The organism is Cupriavidus sp. GW822-FHT02D05, assembly GCF_058802485.1.
This window is the reverse complement of sequence record NZ_JBXAOE010000053.1, coordinates 23,109-40,261: the sequence shown is the minus strand read 5'-3', so window position 1 is coordinate 40,261 and position 17,153 is coordinate 23,109. Positions and strand designations below refer to the sequence as shown.

Here is a 17,153-nt window from a genome sequence, read left to right as displayed (position 1 = left end):
TTCCCCGCGGATTGCACTCACAGATAAGTTTTGGATCCGTAGCAGGTTGTGGCGAAAGCGCACCGCTCTTGCTCACCACATCTTCGGGATTTTCACTTAAGTGTTTTCCCTAGCACACCAAGTACACTGCGGCATCCGCCGCAGGCAAGTGCCCACTGCCACCGTGTCTGAGAGCTTTAGAGCTGACGGGCACCGTCCCCGGGCATCGATCCGGATGCACACACGCGAGGCGTCAAGCGCGTGCCATGTGGATGCGTCGGTACTCGCCTTGGAAGTACAACAAGGGATCGCGAGAGGCGTCAAAATGCGCCCGCTTGACCAGCCCTATCACGATCACATGGTCGCCCCCATCGATCATCGCGTCGATCGCGCACTCAAAATTCGCCGCCGCATCCAAGATAATGGGCACCTGCTGGTCCCACACTTCCCACTCCGTCTCGGCGAAGCGGTCCACATTGCGCGACGCAAAGCGCGTCGACACCGGCTGCTGGCCAATGTGCAGCACGTTGACTGCGAAGGCCCCGCGCCGGCGCAAGGCTGCGACGGTCGGCGACTCGCGCTGGACGCAGAACAGCACGAGCGGTGGATCGAGCGACACTGACGTAAACGAGTTCGCGGTGAAGCCGAGCGGCGCCCCGTCCGCATCGTTTGTCGTGATCACCGTCACCCCGGTAGCGAAGCAGTCCAGCGCTTCGCGCAGCACATGCGGCTCAAAGCCGCCCTGTGGGCGCGGCCCGCGCCGCGGGTCCGCACGTTCGAGGAAGTCCAGCACAGCTATGTCGAAAGCATCGTTGCGATGGCCTATGACCACGTCCCCTACACCAGGTATCTCCGCAACTTCCGCGTGCGGCACGAGCGCTCGAAACTCCACCACACTCTGCCGGTCAACCTTGCTGCTCGACGCTCCATGCACTAGCAGCGTCGGGATATCGAGCGCCTCCGCCGCCGCCGTGAGGCGGTGCTGTGCCGCCAGTCGGCCCTCCGGGCCGACGTTGAAGCCATTGTATGCCGGGTCGACGTGCCAGCGAAAGCGGCCGTCGTCGGCACGCCGAAGATGGCGTCTGACCGCGGCCGGGTCTACGACCATTTCAGCAGAGTTGAAGTGTTCTGCCAGTGCCTGCGCGGCCTCCTCCACCGTTGCAAAGCCGCTCGCGTCGCGCGTCATGAGCTGGTTTGTGCGATCGAGGCCGGAGCGCGTCATCCGTGGCGCCGCGTCCACCAGCACGAGCGAGCTGGCGATCGGCCCGGTGCTCTCGCCAATCGCCGCGAGCGCAGCCAGACCTCCCATCTGCGCGCCCACGATTGCCGGTCTGGAAGGAAGTTGCTTCACAATCGCGACGACGTCCTGTACGAGGTCACCAAACTCGTAGCGGCGCTCGGGCGACCAGTCGCTGTCGCCGTGCCCGCGTGGGTCAACCGTCACCGCGTAGCGTCCGGCCGCCGCGAGCGCCTTGGCCGCCTTGGTCCACGCCTCCCGCGTCTGGCCGAAGCCGGGCAGCAGCAGCACGCACGGGGCGTTGGGGTCGCCCACCGCGTCCACGGCCAGTCGGATGCCGCCAGAGCCGTAGAGTACGATGTCCATTTGTGTCGCTTCCCGATGAAATTCCGTGCACCCAGTTTAGCCAGTCGACACTAGCCGCACTTATCCGGACCGGCAACAGCAGTTGCCGCCAGCGAACCTGCGATCCTCGACACCCAAGTTCACTGCTCAATCCCGAGAATCAGACCGCTTGTTGGCACGGCGCTGCCAGCCGTCACCAACACGTTGTGCACGCCTTGCACCTGATTGACGGCGGCGCCACGCAACTGCCGCACAGCCTCCGCGACGCCGTTCAAGCCGTGGATATACGCTTCACCTAGTAGGCCGCCGTGCGTGTTCACTGGGAGTTGCCCACCGATTTCTATGTTGCCATCCTTGATGAATTCCTTCGCTTCGCCCCACTTGCAGAAGCCGTAAGCCTCAAGCGAGGGCAGTACGGTTGGGCCGAAGTGGTCGTATAGGATCGCCACCTGGATGTCCTTCGGCGTCAGCCGTGCCGTCTCGTAGAGCTGGCGCGCGACCAATTGACACTCGCCACGCGGTGTAATGTCGGGCCGGTAGTAGCCGCCCAGGCTCATCGTCCCCTGCGGCGCGCCCTGTGCGGCGGCACGGATGAGGACCGGCTTCTGCCGCAACGTGCGTGCGCGCTGCGCACTCGTCACAACAACCGCCACTGCACCGTCGCTCTCTTGGCAGCAGTCCAGCAGGCGCAGCGGATCGGCGATCATTCGCGAGTTGAAATAGTCCTCACGCGTGATCGGCTTCCCGTAGAAGAAGGCCTTTGGATTGCTAGCCGCGTGGCGCCGCGCGGCGATCGCATAGCGGGCAAAGTCCTCACTCGTGGCCCCGGTCTCTCTCATGTAGCGCTGCATCGTGATAGCGATCATCGCGGCCGGCGTCTGCAGCCCTTGCATGCCGAGGTAGCTGAACATCAGATTCTCCGGGGTTGGGGATACCGTGTCCAGCGGCGTGCCAAAGCGGTACTCGGAGCGCTCGTTCATCGCCCGGTAGCAAACGACGACCTCAGCCACGCCCGCGGAGACCGCGAGCGCTGCCTGCAGCAGCGGCGCGCAGGCTCCACCACCGCCCGCTGGAATGCGGCTGAAGAACGTCAACCCCCGGGCGCCGATGGCCCGGGATATCTCGAACTCCGCATTGTTGTCCATCGTATATGTGGCCATGCCGTCGACCTCGCTGGGATTTATACCCGCGTCGGCCAGAGCAGCCAGCGTGGCCTCCACCGCCAACTGCAGTTCGCTACGCCCCGAGTTCTTGGAGAATTCGGTGGCCCCATAGCCAACGATAGCGGTCTTGTCCTTGAGATTTGCCATGCGCTGTAGCCTCGCTTTAACTCGATCACTCGTCCGCAGGCACGAAGCGGTAGCCCGCCACAGTGCCGCGCCGCAGGAATTCCGTGCGCACACGCATCCCGATATCCAGAGGTGCCCTCATCCCGTCCATTCCACCCACGACGCGCACTCCCTCGTCCATCTCGACCAGCGCCACCGGATGTGGCACGTTGAAGCCGCGAAGCGCGGGATGGTAGTGCACCGTCCAACTGAAAATGGTCCCCGTGCCGCGTAGCGCCAACGGGCGCCACTCGAACGACTGGCACGAAGGGCACGTGGGACCTGGCGGATTGCGTAGCAGTCCGCAGTGAGCGCATTGTTGGACAAGCAGTTGGTCTGCCTTCAGGCCCGCGTAGTGGAAATCGTAGTCGCGGTTCGAGCAGGGCGCCGAATGGCCCTGAGTAAGCGGTGATGAAGTGGCGGCGTCGTTTGACATGCTGGTGTTCCAAATCGAAGGTTGGCGAATGAGTGTGGCCCCTCGCGCTAGCGCCGTTGCGCTCCCGTCGAAAAGAGGGAGACATCGATCGTAGCGATTACCAGCGGGCAGCTTGATTCAGGACTGCACCAACACCAACCTGAATCCACCGCTCCTGAGCGGTATCTTTGGCGGTTCCCCGCGTGAGGCTGCGGGGAAACTGAACAGCTACCCATCCGCTGCGTCCGCGAGCGAGGCTGATTGCCCCTCCCGCAAGCAGGTCACTGGCTGTGCAACGGACTCAACCCTGTCTCGATCTGATCGCTGCTTCGTTCAAGCCGGCGACTCCATGTTGAGGGGTTGCTCCATGCGTGACGACGTCACGAGCGTAGCGGGGAGCCTTGTACAGCATCCAGAGATACACGAAGGCGAGTACCGTGTTCGCAATGCCTGCCGCGATCCAAGGCCACTGTGTGAAATAGGGGCCCAAGTAGGGATTCACCAAGAAGAATCCCACCGGCCCGGTCTGAATCGCCAGCGCCCAGGCTATGACAAAAGACTGACCTTTGCGCGAACCCCGACGCAGCAACATCGGAATGTTGAAGAGATTCGAAAACACGATGGAAATAGAGAAGCATTCCAGGTAAAGCGGATCCCCTATCATCGATTTAAACCACAGGAACATGACATAGACACCAGCCTGGATCGCGACGAATGACATGAAGGCCTGGAGCTTGCTATTACCCAGTCCGACCTCCTTCCGACTGTAGTTTATGATCTGCCAAATTAAAACCAATTCAAAGCAGACGAATATGCTCATCGCAATCAAATTTCCATTGAAAAAAGGATGATTGATCGTCTGAGTCCAGTATTCGTAGTTCAGGACGAAATAGGTATCGTGCGCGAAGAACATTGCGACCGTGATGATTGGGATCGCGTGCGACCGGTCACGAAATCCGACCCACACGCCATAGATAATCTGGACATAGGCGAGGAGATTTGCGATTGTTCCGAATACCTTAAGGTATTCCATGTTCGCATTGATGTACCCAATGATTTCGGCAACCGTATATTGTGGCGTTATAATCATGATTTTCTCTTTCAGATAAATGGCCGTTCATTGGCGATTGGTCAATGATCGACCCACGTCGCCACATCCGCCAGACCTGCCCGTCGCGACCGAAACGCGTTCGCAGGATGCGTCGTATCGGCGTACCCGAACGAGGCGCCCAGTACCACGGCCCGGTCTTCGGGAATGCCGAAGAACTCTCGCATGAACGGCGCGTACACCGCCAGCGCGGCTTGTGGGACGCTGGCAATGCCCAGACTCTGCGCCGCCAGCAGCACGCTGCCAAGGTAGAGGCCGCAATCGATCGCCCCATACACACCGAGGTCTCGCTCGGACGTGACAAGCACCATGTGCGGCGCACCAAACAGTGAGAAGTTCCGAAGGGCCTGCCGTGCCGAAGCGGCGCGATCGCCGTACTTGACGCCGACGCTTTGGTAGAGCTGCCAGCCCACCTCTCGTTGCCGCTCCTTGTAAACCCCCCTGTAAGCCGCGGGAAACGGAAAATCGGGACTTACGCTCGGCACATTGCCGTGCGCCGAGTGGTCGGCCTCGGCATGTGCGAGCAGCGCCTCGCGGAAACGACACGTACCCGCGCCCGCAGTGACGATAACCTGCCATGGCTGCGAGTTGCACCAGGAGGCAGACCGCTGTGCCATGGCGAGCATACGCTCGATCACCGGACGCGGCACCTCGTCGGGCAAGTACGCGCGACAGCTAAAGCGCTGCGCGAGCAGCCTCTCGAGTACGGCTGCGTCATTGGCATTCGTAGTTGATGGCGCGGCAACTTGCTCGATGGTCATCATAGGCCTCCACCCCGCGCCATCGTGCTCATGCACGAATGCAATTGGAATTGATGCTCCGGCGGCCCGGAGAGCGAACGATCGTAGGGCATGGTAGTCCTCACAGCTCCTTTATGCGCGCACGCCGACCTCCGGAGCGCGCCGATAAGGATGCATAGCTAGATCGCAATGCAGATTTTTCCAAAATGGGCTTTAGCCTCCTGATGGCGGAAGGCTTCCCTCAACTCGGCCAGGGGAAAAACTCGATCGATGACAGGCTGTAGTCCGTTGCCCGCAATCGCTCGCATCATCTGCTCGAGGTGCGCACGGCTCCCGACTGTGAGCCCGGTCACCCGCAAGTTCCCGGTGATGACCAGACCCGCCGGAAACTGGATCGGCTTGCGGCTTAACGCCCCGACCAACAGGACCTGACCGCCCACGCGGCAAGCCCGGAGCGTCTGCGACAGGTCGCCGCCGACGACCTCAACCACGAGGTCAACGCCACGCCCGCCGGTGATAGCCTTCACGCGTGCCCCCCACTCGGGCTCCTCCAGGTAATTCAGTACGTGCCGCGCGCCCAGGGCCTCAAGCCTCGCACGCTTGGCGTCGGAAGACGTCAGTGCGATGACTTCGGCGCCGGCCATGCGGGCGAATTGCAGCGCAAAAATCGAGACGCCGCCCGTACCCTGCACGAGCACGGTGTCGCCCGGCTTCAACTGGCCTTCCACCATCACTGCGCGCCAGGCTGTGAGACCTGCACAGGGCAGAGTTGCTGCCTCCTCGTGCGACAGGCCCTCTGGTACTTTGACGAAGTCCGACTCTCGCCTGACGACATACTCGCTCGCGAAGCCGTCGACCTGTTCACCGCGCATGCGACGAACCGCGGCAGCCGTGGGCGGGCCGTCGAGCCAATCAGTAAAATACGTGCCGACGACCCGATCGCCCGGCGCCAGCGTGGTCACCTCTGCCCCCACTGCGATCACCTCCCCTGCACCGTCGGAGAGTGGCACGCGACCGGCCTCAGGCGGCATCACTCCAGTCACGACCAGATAGTCGTGAAAATTGAGCGACGACGCGCACACGCGCACCAGCACCTCGCGCGGTCCAGGCTCGGACTGCCGCACGTCCACTAGTGCCAAGCCATCGATCGACGGCGGGTGCATCACTTCAATCCGTTTCACAGTTTTCTCCCTCAACCGGCTCAGACCGCCAGTTCGTCTTTGATGAATCGACCGTACTGCAGCACCGCCTTTAGGTAGCGGCCGGGGTTGGTCAGGATGCTGATATCGGCCACCGGATCGCCGTCGATGACAAGCAGGTCAGCAACCTTCCCCGGCTCGATCGTGCCGGCGTCAATGTGCCGCCCCAGCTCGGCGCCACTGGCGGTGGCCCATCTGAGCACGTCGACGGCCGGGATCCCCATGTCCTTCACGTAGACCTCGAGTTCGCGGGCGTACACGCCTGGTTCGTGCGGCAAGCCCTGGGCGCCGTAATCATCACCCGGCACGATGCGCAAGCCCGCCCTGTTGGCCTTGGGCAGCATATCGAGCATGTTGAGCCATCCGAACTGGTCTGGATCGCTTCGGTCCGTTGGGGTGGCGGTCTTCGAGTGTCCGAGGATCTTGGTAAGCAACATGCTGGGCACGAGTGTCGCGCCTCGAGAGACCATCTTGTCGATGCACTCCTCATCCATGTAGTCCGCGTGATCCAGAATGTCGACGCCGGCGTCCAGGCACTCGAGAATGGCCTCGCGTGTAGTCACGTGGGCGCGCACGCGCGCCCCACGCTCGTGGGCTGTCTCCACTACCGCGCGCATCTCGGCATTGGAGAGTCCACGATACGCCTTACTCCAGGAAAAGCCGTGGCCGCCGCTCGGCAGGAGCTTGATGATCTCCGCACCGAATAGGATCTCCTCGCGAACCGCCTTGATCATTTGCGGCACCCCGTCGGCGAACACGTTCTGTCCATGGCGACGGATGCCATCGGCGGGCGGCGCGGAGCTAGCCCACCACTTGGCCCGGTCCTCGTAATCTCCGGTCGTCACAACGTGTCTGCTGCAGGTGGTAATGTGCGGTCCATCAATGAGACCGCTCTCCTTGGCCATTCGCAGTTGGGTGTCATGGTTGTGACCGCACGAACCAGACACCACCTGCGTCACGCCCGACTGCAAGGCGACCCGCATTGCGTTAGCGTATTGCAGTGCGAGGATGGCGGGTGGCTTTTCTGTGCCGAGGAACGTACCGGCGCGCTGCGACCCGAACAGAGGCGGCCCGATTTCCACGAACTCGCCGTGCCAGTGGCCGACCGTCATGCCAGGCATAAGCGTCTTTCCGGCCAGATCGATGCGGCGTTCTCCCGGCTGTGGCGGGGCATCTTGGCCCACGCTCACAATCTTGCCGTCCTCGACCACAACCGTCGTGCAGGGCCTGCAGGTGCTCTTGCCGTCAAAAAGGTTGGCATTCGCAAATATGGTCCGTTTCGCCACGATGTCTCCTTGCGTCTTGTTCTTCACTTAGTGTAGGTCTGAAGCCCCCTTTGCAGTTGCCTCACGTGGTAAGCGTTCTTGCTTATGCCTGCATGGGGCCACCGATCTCAGCTCGCTGCCCAGCGATAGGGGTTTCAGCAGATTGCTCAATATGCTCCGGTGGTGAAAGGGAAAACTTAGAGATCGATGCTTTCGGGTCCGGACCAAATCGCAGTGAAAGGATGCGCCGACGGCGCACACCGCCGCAACCGATCTCGGGCTGCTTGCCGCCAAAGGACGGCTCGATTGCAACGTTGATCTTCGCGACCACATCAAAATGGAGTGCAGCGACGGACAACACGCCGACCTCCCTTTCTCCTACAAAAGGAGCCTCACACAGAAGGGAAGGCTCACCACCATGACGAAGAGCGCAACGACGCTGGACGATAAGTACTCACTCGAAAACGGTCGGGTATTCATCTCGTCGAATCAGGCGCTGGTGCGCCTGCCACTGGACCAAGCGCGACGCGATCGCGCCCTCGGGCTACGAACCACAGGTTACGTCTCGGGATACCGAGGATCACCGCTCGGGGTCTATGACGCGGCGCTTTGGGGCGCACACAAGCTGCTCGATCAGCACGACATCCGCTTCCAGCCCGGCCTCAACGAAGAGCTCGCGGCGACGGCAGTGCGTGGCACTCAAGAGCTCCATTGGTTCGGCAAGAGCGACTACCAGGGAGCCTTCGGCCTTTGGTATGGTAAGGGCCTCGGCATGGACCGCGCCTGCGAGGCGCTCAAGCTCGGCAACCTCGAGGGGTCATCGGCGCACGGCGGCGTCCTTGCGGTGGTCGGCGACGACCACGGCGGGAAGTCCTCGGCCAGCGCACACCAGTCGGAGCACACCCTGATTGCGGGCTTCCTGCCGGTGCTATATCCGTCTACGATCCGCGAGATCCTGGAATTTGGTGTTTTCGGCTGGGCGCTGTCTCGTTACAGCGGCCTCTATGTGGGCCTCAAGTGCATCACCGACACGCTTGACCTCGCCGCATCGGTGGAACTGCCGGACATGCACCGCGCCCTCAACCTTCCCCAGGGCTTCACCTTGCCACCCGAGGGTCTAAACCTGCAGCGAAAGCGGCCACCGCTGGTGCAGGAAGACTGGGTCGTGAACCGGCGGTTACCCGCAGCGGGGGCCTTTGTGCGCGCAAACGGCATTGACCGTGTCGCCATCGACTCACCCAAACGGGTGCTCGGGATTGTTGCTGCCGGCAAGGCCTATCTTGATGTGCGCCAAGCGCTCGTCGACCTGGGCCTCGACGAGGTTCATTGCCGTGAGTTGGGCGTCCGCGTCTACAAGCCGGGCATGATCTGGCCGCTAGAGCGCGAGAGTGCGGTGGCATTCGCCGAGAGCAGCACCGCTGTGCTGGTCGTCGAGGAAAAACGCAGCGTTGTCGAAGACCAGCTCGCACGCCACCTTTATGGCATCGCCGCGGATCGCCGTCCAGCGCTTGCCGGAAAGCAAGACCTGAACGGCGCACCGCTGTTGCCTTCCTCGGGCGAGCTGTCCCCTGCGCACGTGCGCCGCGCTGTGGTGCTCATGCTACAGCAGCTGGGCGTGACGGTGCCCGGTATGGCCGATCGCGCCACGTGGTTCGACAATGTGGAGCGCCGCACCGTGACAGCCGGCGGCGCCAATCGGCCCGCGTTCTACTGCTCCGGCTGCCCCCACAACACCAGTACACGCATCCCGGAAGGCAGTACCGCGCTCAGCGCGGTGGGCTGCCACGGCCTGGCGGCCTACGTCATGCCGGAGCGCCGCACGATGGAACCCATGCCGATGGGCGGCGACGGAATGCCGTGGGTATCTGTCGGACCGCTGGTCGACATGCCACACGTCTTCCAGAACGTCGGCGACGGCACGTACTCTCACTCGGGTATCCTGTCGATCCGCGCCGCGGTCGCCGCCAAAGCGAACATGACCTTCAAGCTCCTATACAACGACGCCGTCGCGATGACGGGTGGCCAGCCCGTGGAGGCCGACATCGGCCCTGCGGACATGGTTCGCCAGCTCGTCGCCGAAAAGGTCTGGCCGGTGGTACTCGTGTCCGACGACCCCGAGAAGCATCGGGACGCGAAGCTCCCTCAGGGCGTGGAGGTAATGCACCGCGACCGGCTCGACGCACTGCAGCGCGATCTGCGCGAGCGCAAGGGCGTCTCGGCCATCGTCTACGAACAAACCTGCGCCACTGAGAAGCGACGCCGCCGCAAGCGCGGCACCTATCCCGAGCCCGACAAGCGCGTCTTCATCAACCCCGAGGTCTGCGAAGGCTGCGGCGACTGTTCGGTCCAGTCCAACTGTGTGAGCATCCAGCCGCTGGAGACGGAGTTCGGCCGAAAACGCGTGATCGACCAGTCCTCCTGCAACAAGGACTTCAGTTGCTTGAAGGGATTTTGCCCGTCTTTCGTCACGGTTACTGGCGCGAAGATCGCCAGCAAGGCAGGCGCCGATGACTCGCGCCTCCGCGAACAAATTGCCGCTTTGCCCACACCCGTGCGCATTGGGTCGGCCGATGAGGTCAATGTACTTGTCGCCGGGGTCGGTGGAACCGGTGTGCTGACAGTAGGCGCGCTGCTCGGCATGGCAGCGCACCTCGAGGGCAAGGGCTGCACCATCCTCGACTTGACCGGCATGGCGCAGAAGGGCGGCGCGGTCACGAGCCACATCCGCATCGGCCGCGACCCGGCGAGCTTGTTTACCGCGCGACTCGATGCTGGAAAGACCGACGTCATCGTCGCGTGTGACATGATCGTCGCCTCAAGTGCTGACGTCCTGAAGACCATCAAGCCTGGTACTACCAAGGCAATCGTCAACCTTGACGTAACCCCTACCGGCGCATTCCAGACGAATCGCGACCTCGAAATCAACAACGAGGCACTGCGCAACGCGATCGCCCAGGGGCTCGAAGGGGGCGAGCTGTTCGCACTACACGCCACGCGCCTGGCCACGGAGCTCACCGGCGACAGCATTGCGACCAACGTCATGATGCTAGGCTACGCCGTGCAAAAGGGCCTGGTGCCGCTCGCGGTCGAATCGATTGAGGAGGCGATCCGCCTCAACGGCACCTTCATAGACGGCAACCTCCGGACTTTCGCTCTCGGGCGGCTCGCAGCCCACGCACCTCAGGCACTGACACCTGACAAGCCTGCCGCCAACATGACGCGCCTCGACACACTGCGAACGGTGCTGGATAACCGCGTGCGTCTGCTCACCGAGTATCAAAACGCAACCTATGCAGAGCACTACCACCGCTTCGTTGTCGACATCGAGCGCCGCGTGCATGCCATGCATCTCGCGCGCGGCCCCGAGTTCGTGCGCGAGGTAGCGATCACGCTCGCGCGCCTGATGGCCTACAAAGATGAGTACGAAGTCGCGCGCATGCACAGCGATCCGCGCTTCCAGGAGCGACTGCGTGCGCAGTTCGCCGGCGACTTCAAACTGACGTTCCACCTGGCGCCACCGCTCCTTCCAGGGCGCGACGCGTCCAACGGCCGACCTCGCAAGCGCGAGTTCGGGCCCTGGATAATGCCGCTGTTTCGCACGCTCGCGTCGTTGAAGAAACTGCGCGGTACGCCATTCGACCCGTTCGGCCGAACTGCGGAGCGGCGCGCGGAACGCAATATGGTGCAGAAATACCGCGAGCTTATCGAGCGGGCAGTCGACAAGCTAAACGCTGACAACGTGCAGGCCGCGATCGACTTGGCACATGCGCCATCGGAAATCCGCGGATTCGGCCCGGTCAAACACGCAGCACTCGAAGCGTACATGGCCCGCGAGCCGGCGCTACTCGCTGCACTTGATGTAAAGCCGGCGCGCGAGCCGGTAGTCCAACCCATCGTCTTCGTTAGCCGCTGAGCATTCGCCCTCCCCTTCTATGAGTCAATCCATGACAACGATGTTCTCGACCCTGCAACTCGACATCTCAGACCAAATCGCTCACATCCGGCTGTCGCGCCCCGAACTCTTGAACCGCTTCGACGCACGCGCGCACGTGGAATTCGCGGACGCGCTCGACCTCGTCGCGCGCGACGAACGAGTGCGGGCGCTCCTGCTTTCTGCCGAGGGCAAGGCGTTTTCAGCCGGCGGTGACTTCGACGAGATCATCGAGGCGCGCGACTCCATCGCAGTGCGCGAGCGCATGATGCGCGACGCTCGGCGCGTCTTTCGCACGCTGATCGGTCTACCCTTCCCCGTCATCGCGGCGATTCAGGGTCCCGCCATCGGAATGGGTGCCACACTCATGACACTGTGCGACATTGTAGTGGCATACGAGGAGGCAAAATTCTCGGATCCACATGTGGCGATTGGCCTCGTCGCCGGCGACGGCGGTATCGTTGGGTGGTCGCAGTCGATCGGTGTGCTGCGCGCCAAGCGATACCTTCTGACGGGCGACCGCATCACGGCGCGTGACGCATACGCAATGGGGCTGGTGACCGATCTGGTCACCGCGCCCGAGCACGCCGAAGTCCGCGCCCGCGAGATTGGCCGTCAGATCGCAACACTCCCCCGGGCCGGCGTGGAAGGCACGAAGCGCGCGTTTGTCCGCCTGACCGAGCAGGTCGCGCAAGCAGCATTCGACATTGGGCTCGCCTACGAGATGGAGAGCATCGCGCGGCCGGAAGCGGCCGAGGCCATCGCGCGAATGCGGGGATGAATCCCAGTGTCGAACTGGCGGCGGCCCCTCTACGACGGAGAGGAGCCGCCCCTGGGGATCATGCTGAGGGAAGTCCTCCCTTGCGCATACGCTCCCACGTCGAGCGGTTCCAGCCAGTGGCAGGACTTCTGGAACCACCTCTCCATATTCCATGCGCCGGCGCGTCCCATGGGCGAAGATTGGCCTCGTCGCCAGCGACGGAGGCATCGGTGACTGGTCGCAGTCAATCGCTATGCCGCGCTCCAAGCAATGCCTGCTGACTGGCGACCGCATCACGCCACGCGTCGCAGAGGCGATGAGGCTGGTGACCGACCTCGTCATTCCCTACGAGCACGCCAAGGTCCGCGCCCACGAGATCGGCTGTCAGATCGCCACCGCCTCGCGCCGGTATGAAAGGACCGAAGCGCGCGGGCATCCGTCTGACCAGGTTGGTCGCGCACGCAGTGTTCGACATCGGGCTCGCGTACACGATGGAGAGCATCGCGCGGCACGAGTCTATCGCGTGAATGCAGCGTGACCTCCTGCGTAGAAGTGACGGCGAACCAACTGCGACAGGGAGCCCCCCGGCGGATCACGATGAGGGAAACACCCCATCGCACGCGCCGTCGAACCCCGCATACGCTCCTATATACCCCACGCCCGGGCGCAACCCGCATATTGATCGCGGACTTATTGACCGCATTGAACTTCCCTCATCTGAACGTGGATGGATGCGGATTTTGGTCTACCCGCGCGACGCCCGGCTTGCGCGGAAGAGCATCGGTGCGAGCCGGTCCTTGCGCTGCTCGACGGTCCCGCCCAGCACCTCGCCAAGACGCGCCCGCTTGAGGAACAGGTGACACGGATGTTCCCACGTGAAGCCAATGCCGCCGTGCAATTGCACGCAGTCCTCGCTGACCATCCGGTAAGCCGCGCCGGCATGCAGTCGCGCTCGGGCCGCCTTATCGACCGCATTGGCCGGATCGGAATCTGCCGCGCGGCAGGCCGCGCGCAGCAGCGCGCGCGACGCCTCAATTGCTACCTTGTGGTCGGCACAGCGGTGCTTGAGCGCCTGGAACGACGCGATAGGTCGGCCAAACTGCTGGCGCTGGTGCATGTAGACGAGTGTCTCTTCGAGCACCGCACTTGTACCGCCCAAAGCATCGCAAGCCAGCGCGATATCGAGGTGCGTCCGCATGCGAACGAGCACCTCGCCTGCAGCGTCGCCGCGCAACACGATCTCGCCGTCTGACAACGTCAGCCCCCTTAGTTCGATATCGGCGACTTCTCGGGTCAGGTCCCAGGCCGGGCGGCGCGTGACGACCACGCCCGGATGCGGTAGCGCGATCAAGGCGATAAAGCTCTCTTCGCCCTCCACAGGCAGCATGAGGTGCGTAGCGTGCGGCGCGTCCAAGACGTTGCGAAGAACGCCGTCGACCACGCGCGTCTGGCCCTCGGCGTGGACGGTCAGCGAAACGGGGGAGCCCAACGCCGGCACAACAATCGCCTCGCCGGCGGCGCCCGCCTCAATTGCCGCCACCGCTTGGCCGGACACGACAGAGCGGCACAGGGCATCAAGCCCGACCGCGGCACCAATGTAGGGTGCGCGCGATAGCGCGCGACCGAGCTCGTCGTAGAGTACCGCGACAACCGAGAGCGGCTGAGCGAGACCACCGTATTCCTCCGACACCGTCAAGCCGAGCCAACCGAGCTCTGCCATGAGCCCCCACAACTTCCGCTCCAGCGGTCTTTCGCCCGAATGCGCGAGCAATACCTGCCGGTCGATCTGCTCCGCCAGCACCCGCCGCGCAGAATCCCGCAACTCTTCCGTGTCAAGCAAGGCTTCCAAGGTCATCTCCCCTCTTGCGTCTATCCGTGTCACGCCGCGCGTTCGCGCGGCATGCCGAGCACACGCTCGGAAATAATGTTGCGCTGAATTTCATTGCTGCCGCCAGCGATCGACCACATGAACGAGTTCATGTAATCAAACAACCAGTTACCAGTCTCGTGACCGCCACCGAGCGTGAACGGGGTGAGCAACTGCGATCCATCTTGTGCCTTGAGGCCGAGCGTCGTAAAGTCGCGAAGTACCTGCGCATAGGCGAGCTTGACGATAGAAGCCGCGCCACCGATCTCCTTGCCTGCGATTAGTGCGGCCATCATTTCGCTCACCAGCGCACGCAACGCGTCGATGCGCGTAAAAACGTCTACGGCCTCGCGCCGCAACTGGTCGTCGGCAACCACACCGTCACGCTCGCCAAGCGCGTCAAGCAGCCGCCATCGGCTCCACGACATGCGCTCAGCCAGCTCGAAGATTGCCACGCCGCGCTCCGAACTAAGGGTGGTCTGGGCCACGCGCCACCCCGCGTTCTCCTCGCCGAGGCGGTTGGTCACCGGGATACGCACGTCGGTTAGGAAGATCTCCGAGAACTCCTCGTCGCCTGTGATCTGTCGGATAGGCCGGCATTCAACCCCCGGCGACTTCATGTCCATCAGCAGGAATGTGATACCAGCCTGCTTGGGACCGCTCGAATCGGTTCGCACAAGCAACAGGCACCAGTCGGCGTGCTGGCCGAGGGTCGACCAGATCTTCTGGCCGTTGACCACGTAGTGGTCGCCTTCGCGGACCGCGCGCGTGTTCAGCGATGCCAGGTCGGAGCCGGCGTTGGGTTCCGAGAAGCCCTGGCACCAGATCTCGCCTTCCAGGATCGCAGGCAAATGACGAGCCTTCTGCTCCTCGGAGCCCCATTCTGTCAGCGTCATTGCTGCGTGGTAGAGCGAGATAAAGTAGAGGATAAGACGAGGCGCGTCAGCGCGCACCATTTCCTCGATGATGACAAGCTGCTCGTCGAGCGTGCGCCCGCCTCCCACCCAGCCAGCCGGCCAGTGGGATGTCGCATAGCCGCTCGCCACGAGCGACTTCATCCAGTCTCGCTGGAACGCGAGGAATTCCTTCGTACCGACGCCGGTCATGCTGCGCCGCCAATCGGGTGGCAGGTGGTCCGCCAGCCAGGCACGGACCTGTGCCCGGAGTGCATCAAGCTTGCCGTGATCATTTGCCATGTACAGTTCCTCCGATGTGGGGTTGTCTCCCGCCGCTCGCTACAGGGTGCGCGCGATCAGCAACTTCATGATCTCGTTCGTGCCACCGTAGATCCGGTTTACGCGCACGTCCTTGTAGAGGTTGGCGATCGGATACTCAAGCATGTAGCCGTACCCTCCATGCAGCTGGAGGCATTCGTCGACGATCCTGCAGCACGCCTCGCTGACCCAGTACTTCGCCATCGACGCCGTCGCGGTGTCGAGTGTTCCTGCGAGCAGACGTTCGGTGCAGTTGTGAAGGAAGACCTTTGCGATCGTTGCCTCCGTCTTGCATTCAGCAAGCCGGAACTGGGAGTTTTGGAAGTCCATCAAACGACGGCCGAACGCTTGGCGCTGCTTCACGTACTCGAGGGTCGACTCGAGCGCACACTCGATCGCGGCCATGCACTGCCACGCAATCACCAGGCGCTCCTGCGGCAGCTTCTCCATCAGCTGTGCGAAGCCCCGCTCCTCCACGCCGCCCAACAAATTTTCCGCTGGCACGCGCACGTCGCGGAAGAAGAGTTCGGTCGTGTCGCGTCCCTCTTGACCAAGTTTGTCGAGCAGCCGCCCGCGCTCGAAACCCTCGACCCGGTCAGTTTCAACGACGAAGAGCGAAATGCCCTTCGCTCCGGCCCCGCCGTCGGTCTTGCAGGCGACAATCACGAGCCCTGCATGCAGGCCGTTGGTGATGAATGTCTTCTGTCCATTGATGACGTAGTGCTCGCCGTCTCGCCGCGCGGTCGTCCGCATGGCCTGCAGGTCAGATCCCGCGCCGGGTTCGGTCATCGCGATGGCGAGGACAGTCTCACCTGACACAACCTTCGGCAGCCAACGCAGCTTTTGCTCCTCCAGACCGTAGGTCACGAGGTAGGGCGCAGCCACTGCGTTGTGCAGCGGCAACGCAAAGCCCTGCACGCAGCGTCGACCGAGTTGCTCCATCAGCACGACCTCGTGCCGGAAATCCCCTCCCCCGCCGCCGTACGCTTCGGGGATGCTGACGCCAAGAAGGCCTGCCTCACCGGCCAGGCGCCATAGATCACGGTCCACTGAGCCGTGCTCGCGCCAGCGTTTCACGTCGGCCTGCGTCGCGTTGCGGTCGATGAAGCGTTGTGTCATCGACTCGAGGAGCGACACGCTCTCATCGGTCCAGCCCTCAGGCCGTGGGACGTCAATAGGCATGACTCAAGCCTCCATCCGAACAGACACGTACTTCCCTCGCGACCGCGACGACGGCTGCGTGTGCAACGTTCGTCTTGAACACATGCCGACTACGGGTCTGGCGGTTGATGCAGATAGTGGTTACACCGTTGCTAACGGCGAATCTTGCTTCGGACATGGGATGTCTCCTCTTGGGTTTTGCGATACATATCAGGCGGCCTCTGGCGTCCCGTACATCGGGCACTTATGCTGCGCGCTCGAACCACCCGAAGGCGAGTTGATTGGCGACGTCAACCTGCACAAACTGCAGGTCGCGCGGACCCGAACCCGTCTGCCTTTTGCAACCAGACACCCGATCAGGGCACCCCGCTACGTGAGCTGTGGCGCCTCCCGTCCAGAACTCGCCCGCGCCCCCATCGCCACCGGGGCCACGTACCACGAGTGTCGTCATGCCGGATAGATCGAGAATGGTGTCTGTCACGCCGATTCCTATCTCAGGTTGCTCAATTACTGAGAAGTTTCACTAGTTCCGCCAGGTCGGGTCAAGGGCGGCGCAGGATCACAGCATGCGCAGAACAGATCGTGCTCCGGTGCAGCGAAGAAC

General features: G+C 62.9%; 14 protein-coding genes. 3 read left to right on the top strand and 11 right to left on the bottom strand.

What is annotated here, in order from left to right; translation table 11 throughout:
- Positions 1 to 232: 232 nt before the first annotated feature.
- The 8 genes from AC1RQK_RS38930 to AC1RQK_RS38895 form a co-directional block, all read right to left on the bottom strand.
- A complete protein-coding gene (locus AC1RQK_RS38930; protein ID WP_492814867.1) occupies positions 233 to 1,582 on the bottom strand; it encodes an alpha/beta fold hydrolase in 1,350 nt (449 codons plus the stop codon).
- Between the two features lie 119 nt (positions 1,583 to 1,701).
- The gene (locus AC1RQK_RS38925) at positions 1,702 to 2,871 is read right to left on the bottom strand and encodes a lipid-transfer protein (protein ID WP_492814865.1); all 1,170 of its coding nucleotides are present in this window, start codon (positions 2,869 to 2,871) and stop codon (positions 1,702 to 1,704) included.
- A 25-nt stretch (positions 2,872 to 2,896) separates the two neighbouring features.
- Positions 2,897 to 3,325 (bottom strand): Zn-ribbon domain-containing OB-fold protein, encoded by a 429-nt coding sequence (locus AC1RQK_RS38920; protein WP_492814863.1) that lies wholly within the window; start codon positions 3,323 to 3,325, stop codon positions 2,897 to 2,899.
- A gap of 280 nt (positions 3,326 to 3,605) precedes the next feature.
- Entirely contained in the window at positions 3,606 to 4,394 is a 789-nt protein-coding gene (locus AC1RQK_RS38915; protein ID WP_492814861.1) for a hypothetical protein, read from the bottom strand.
- Between the two features lie 41 nt (positions 4,395 to 4,435).
- Positions 4,436 to 5,176 (bottom strand): nitroreductase, encoded by a 741-nt coding sequence (locus AC1RQK_RS38910; RefSeq protein ID WP_492814859.1) that lies wholly within the window; start codon positions 5,174 to 5,176, stop codon positions 4,436 to 4,438.
- 155 nt (positions 5,177 to 5,331) lie between these two features.
- On the bottom strand, positions 5,332 to 6,333 hold the full coding sequence (locus tag AC1RQK_RS38905; protein ID WP_492814857.1) for a zinc-dependent alcohol dehydrogenase family protein: 1,002 nt from the start codon (positions 6,331 to 6,333) through the stop codon (positions 5,332 to 5,334).
- 20 nt (positions 6,334 to 6,353) lie between these two features.
- A complete protein-coding gene (locus AC1RQK_RS38900; protein WP_492814855.1) occupies positions 6,354 to 7,637 on the bottom strand; it encodes a metal-dependent hydrolase family protein in 1,284 nt (427 codons plus the stop codon).
- Between the two features lie 82 nt (positions 7,638 to 7,719).
- The gene (locus tag AC1RQK_RS38895; RefSeq protein ID WP_492814853.1) at positions 7,720 to 7,977 is read right to left on the bottom strand and encodes a hypothetical protein; all 258 of its coding nucleotides are present in this window, start codon (positions 7,975 to 7,977) and stop codon (positions 7,720 to 7,722) included.
- Between the two features lie 57 nt (positions 7,978 to 8,034).
- On the opposite strand from AC1RQK_RS38895, the gene AC1RQK_RS38890 reads away from it, so the two are divergent.
- From AC1RQK_RS38890 to AC1RQK_RS38880, 3 genes are all read left to right on the top strand, one after another.
- Positions 8,035 to 11,529 carry an indolepyruvate ferredoxin oxidoreductase family protein gene (locus AC1RQK_RS38890; protein WP_492814851.1) on the top strand — a complete coding sequence of 1,165 codons (3,495 nt, stop codon included), beginning with the start codon at positions 8,035 to 8,037 and terminating at the stop codon, positions 11,527 to 11,529.
- A gap of 31 nt (positions 11,530 to 11,560) precedes the next feature.
- Positions 11,561 to 12,328 (top strand): enoyl-CoA hydratase/isomerase family protein, encoded by a 768-nt coding sequence (locus AC1RQK_RS38885; protein ID WP_492814849.1) that lies wholly within the window; start codon positions 11,561 to 11,563, stop codon positions 12,326 to 12,328.
- Positions 12,329 to 12,560: 232 nt separating this feature from the next.
- Positions 12,561 to 12,845 (top strand): hypothetical protein, encoded by a 285-nt coding sequence (locus AC1RQK_RS38880; RefSeq protein WP_492814847.1) that lies wholly within the window; start codon positions 12,561 to 12,563, stop codon positions 12,843 to 12,845.
- A 207-nt stretch (positions 12,846 to 13,052) separates the two neighbouring features.
- On the opposite strand, the gene AC1RQK_RS38875 is transcribed toward AC1RQK_RS38880, so the two are convergent.
- The 3 genes from AC1RQK_RS38875 to AC1RQK_RS38865 are packed head-to-tail and all read right to left on the bottom strand — an operon-like array spanning position 13,053 to position 16,570.
- Positions 13,053 to 14,162, bottom strand: coding sequence for an acyl-CoA dehydrogenase family protein (locus AC1RQK_RS38875; protein WP_492814845.1), 1,110 nt, complete (start codon positions 14,160 to 14,162; stop codon positions 13,053 to 13,055).
- A 23-nt stretch (positions 14,163 to 14,185) separates the two neighbouring features.
- The gene (locus AC1RQK_RS38870) at positions 14,186 to 15,370 is read right to left on the bottom strand and encodes an acyl-CoA dehydrogenase family protein (protein ID WP_492814843.1); all 1,185 of its coding nucleotides are present in this window, start codon (positions 15,368 to 15,370) and stop codon (positions 14,186 to 14,188) included.
- Positions 15,371 to 15,409: 39 nt separating this feature from the next.
- Positions 15,410 to 16,570: an acyl-CoA dehydrogenase family protein gene (locus tag AC1RQK_RS38865; protein WP_492814841.1), complete on the bottom strand. Its 1,161-nt coding sequence runs from the start codon at positions 16,568 to 16,570 to the stop codon at positions 15,410 to 15,412.
- Positions 16,571 to 17,153: the final 583 nt, after the last annotated feature.

Bases quoted from the DNA above. Each gene is read 5' to 3' on its own strand.
- AC1RQK_RS38930 (WP_492814867.1), bottom strand. From the start codon at position 1,582: ATGGACATCGTACTCTACGGCTCTGGCGGCATCCGACTGGCCGTGGAC.
- AC1RQK_RS38925 (WP_492814865.1), bottom strand. From the start codon at position 2,871: ATGGCAAATCTCAAGGACAAGACCGCTATCGTTGGCTATGGGGCCACC.
- AC1RQK_RS38920 (WP_492814863.1), bottom strand. From the start codon at position 3,325: ATGTCAAACGACGCCGCCACTTCATCACCGCTTACTCAGGGCCATTCG.
- AC1RQK_RS38915 (WP_492814861.1), bottom strand. From the start codon at position 4,394: ATGATTATAACGCCACAATATACGGTTGCCGAAATCATTGGGTACATC.
- AC1RQK_RS38910 (WP_492814859.1), bottom strand. From the start codon at position 5,176: ATGATGACCATCGAGCAAGTTGCCGCGCCATCAACTACGAATGCCAAT.
- AC1RQK_RS38890 (WP_492814851.1), top strand. From the start codon at position 8,035: ATGACGAAGAGCGCAACGACGCTGGACGATAAGTACTCACTCGAAAAC.
- AC1RQK_RS38885 (WP_492814849.1), top strand. From the start codon at position 11,561: ATGACAACGATGTTCTCGACCCTGCAACTCGACATCTCAGACCAAATC.
- AC1RQK_RS38880 (WP_492814847.1), top strand. From the start codon at position 12,561: ATGCCGCGCTCCAAGCAATGCCTGCTGACTGGCGACCGCATCACGCCA.
- AC1RQK_RS38875 (WP_492814845.1), bottom strand. From the start codon at position 14,162: ATGACCTTGGAAGCCTTGCTTGACACGGAAGAGTTGCGGGATTCTGCG.
- AC1RQK_RS38870 (WP_492814843.1), bottom strand. From the start codon at position 15,370: ATGGCAAATGATCACGGCAAGCTTGATGCACTCCGGGCACAGGTCCGT.
- AC1RQK_RS38865 (WP_492814841.1), bottom strand. From the start codon at position 16,570: ATGCCTATTGACGTCCCACGGCCTGAGGGCTGGACCGATGAGAGCGTG.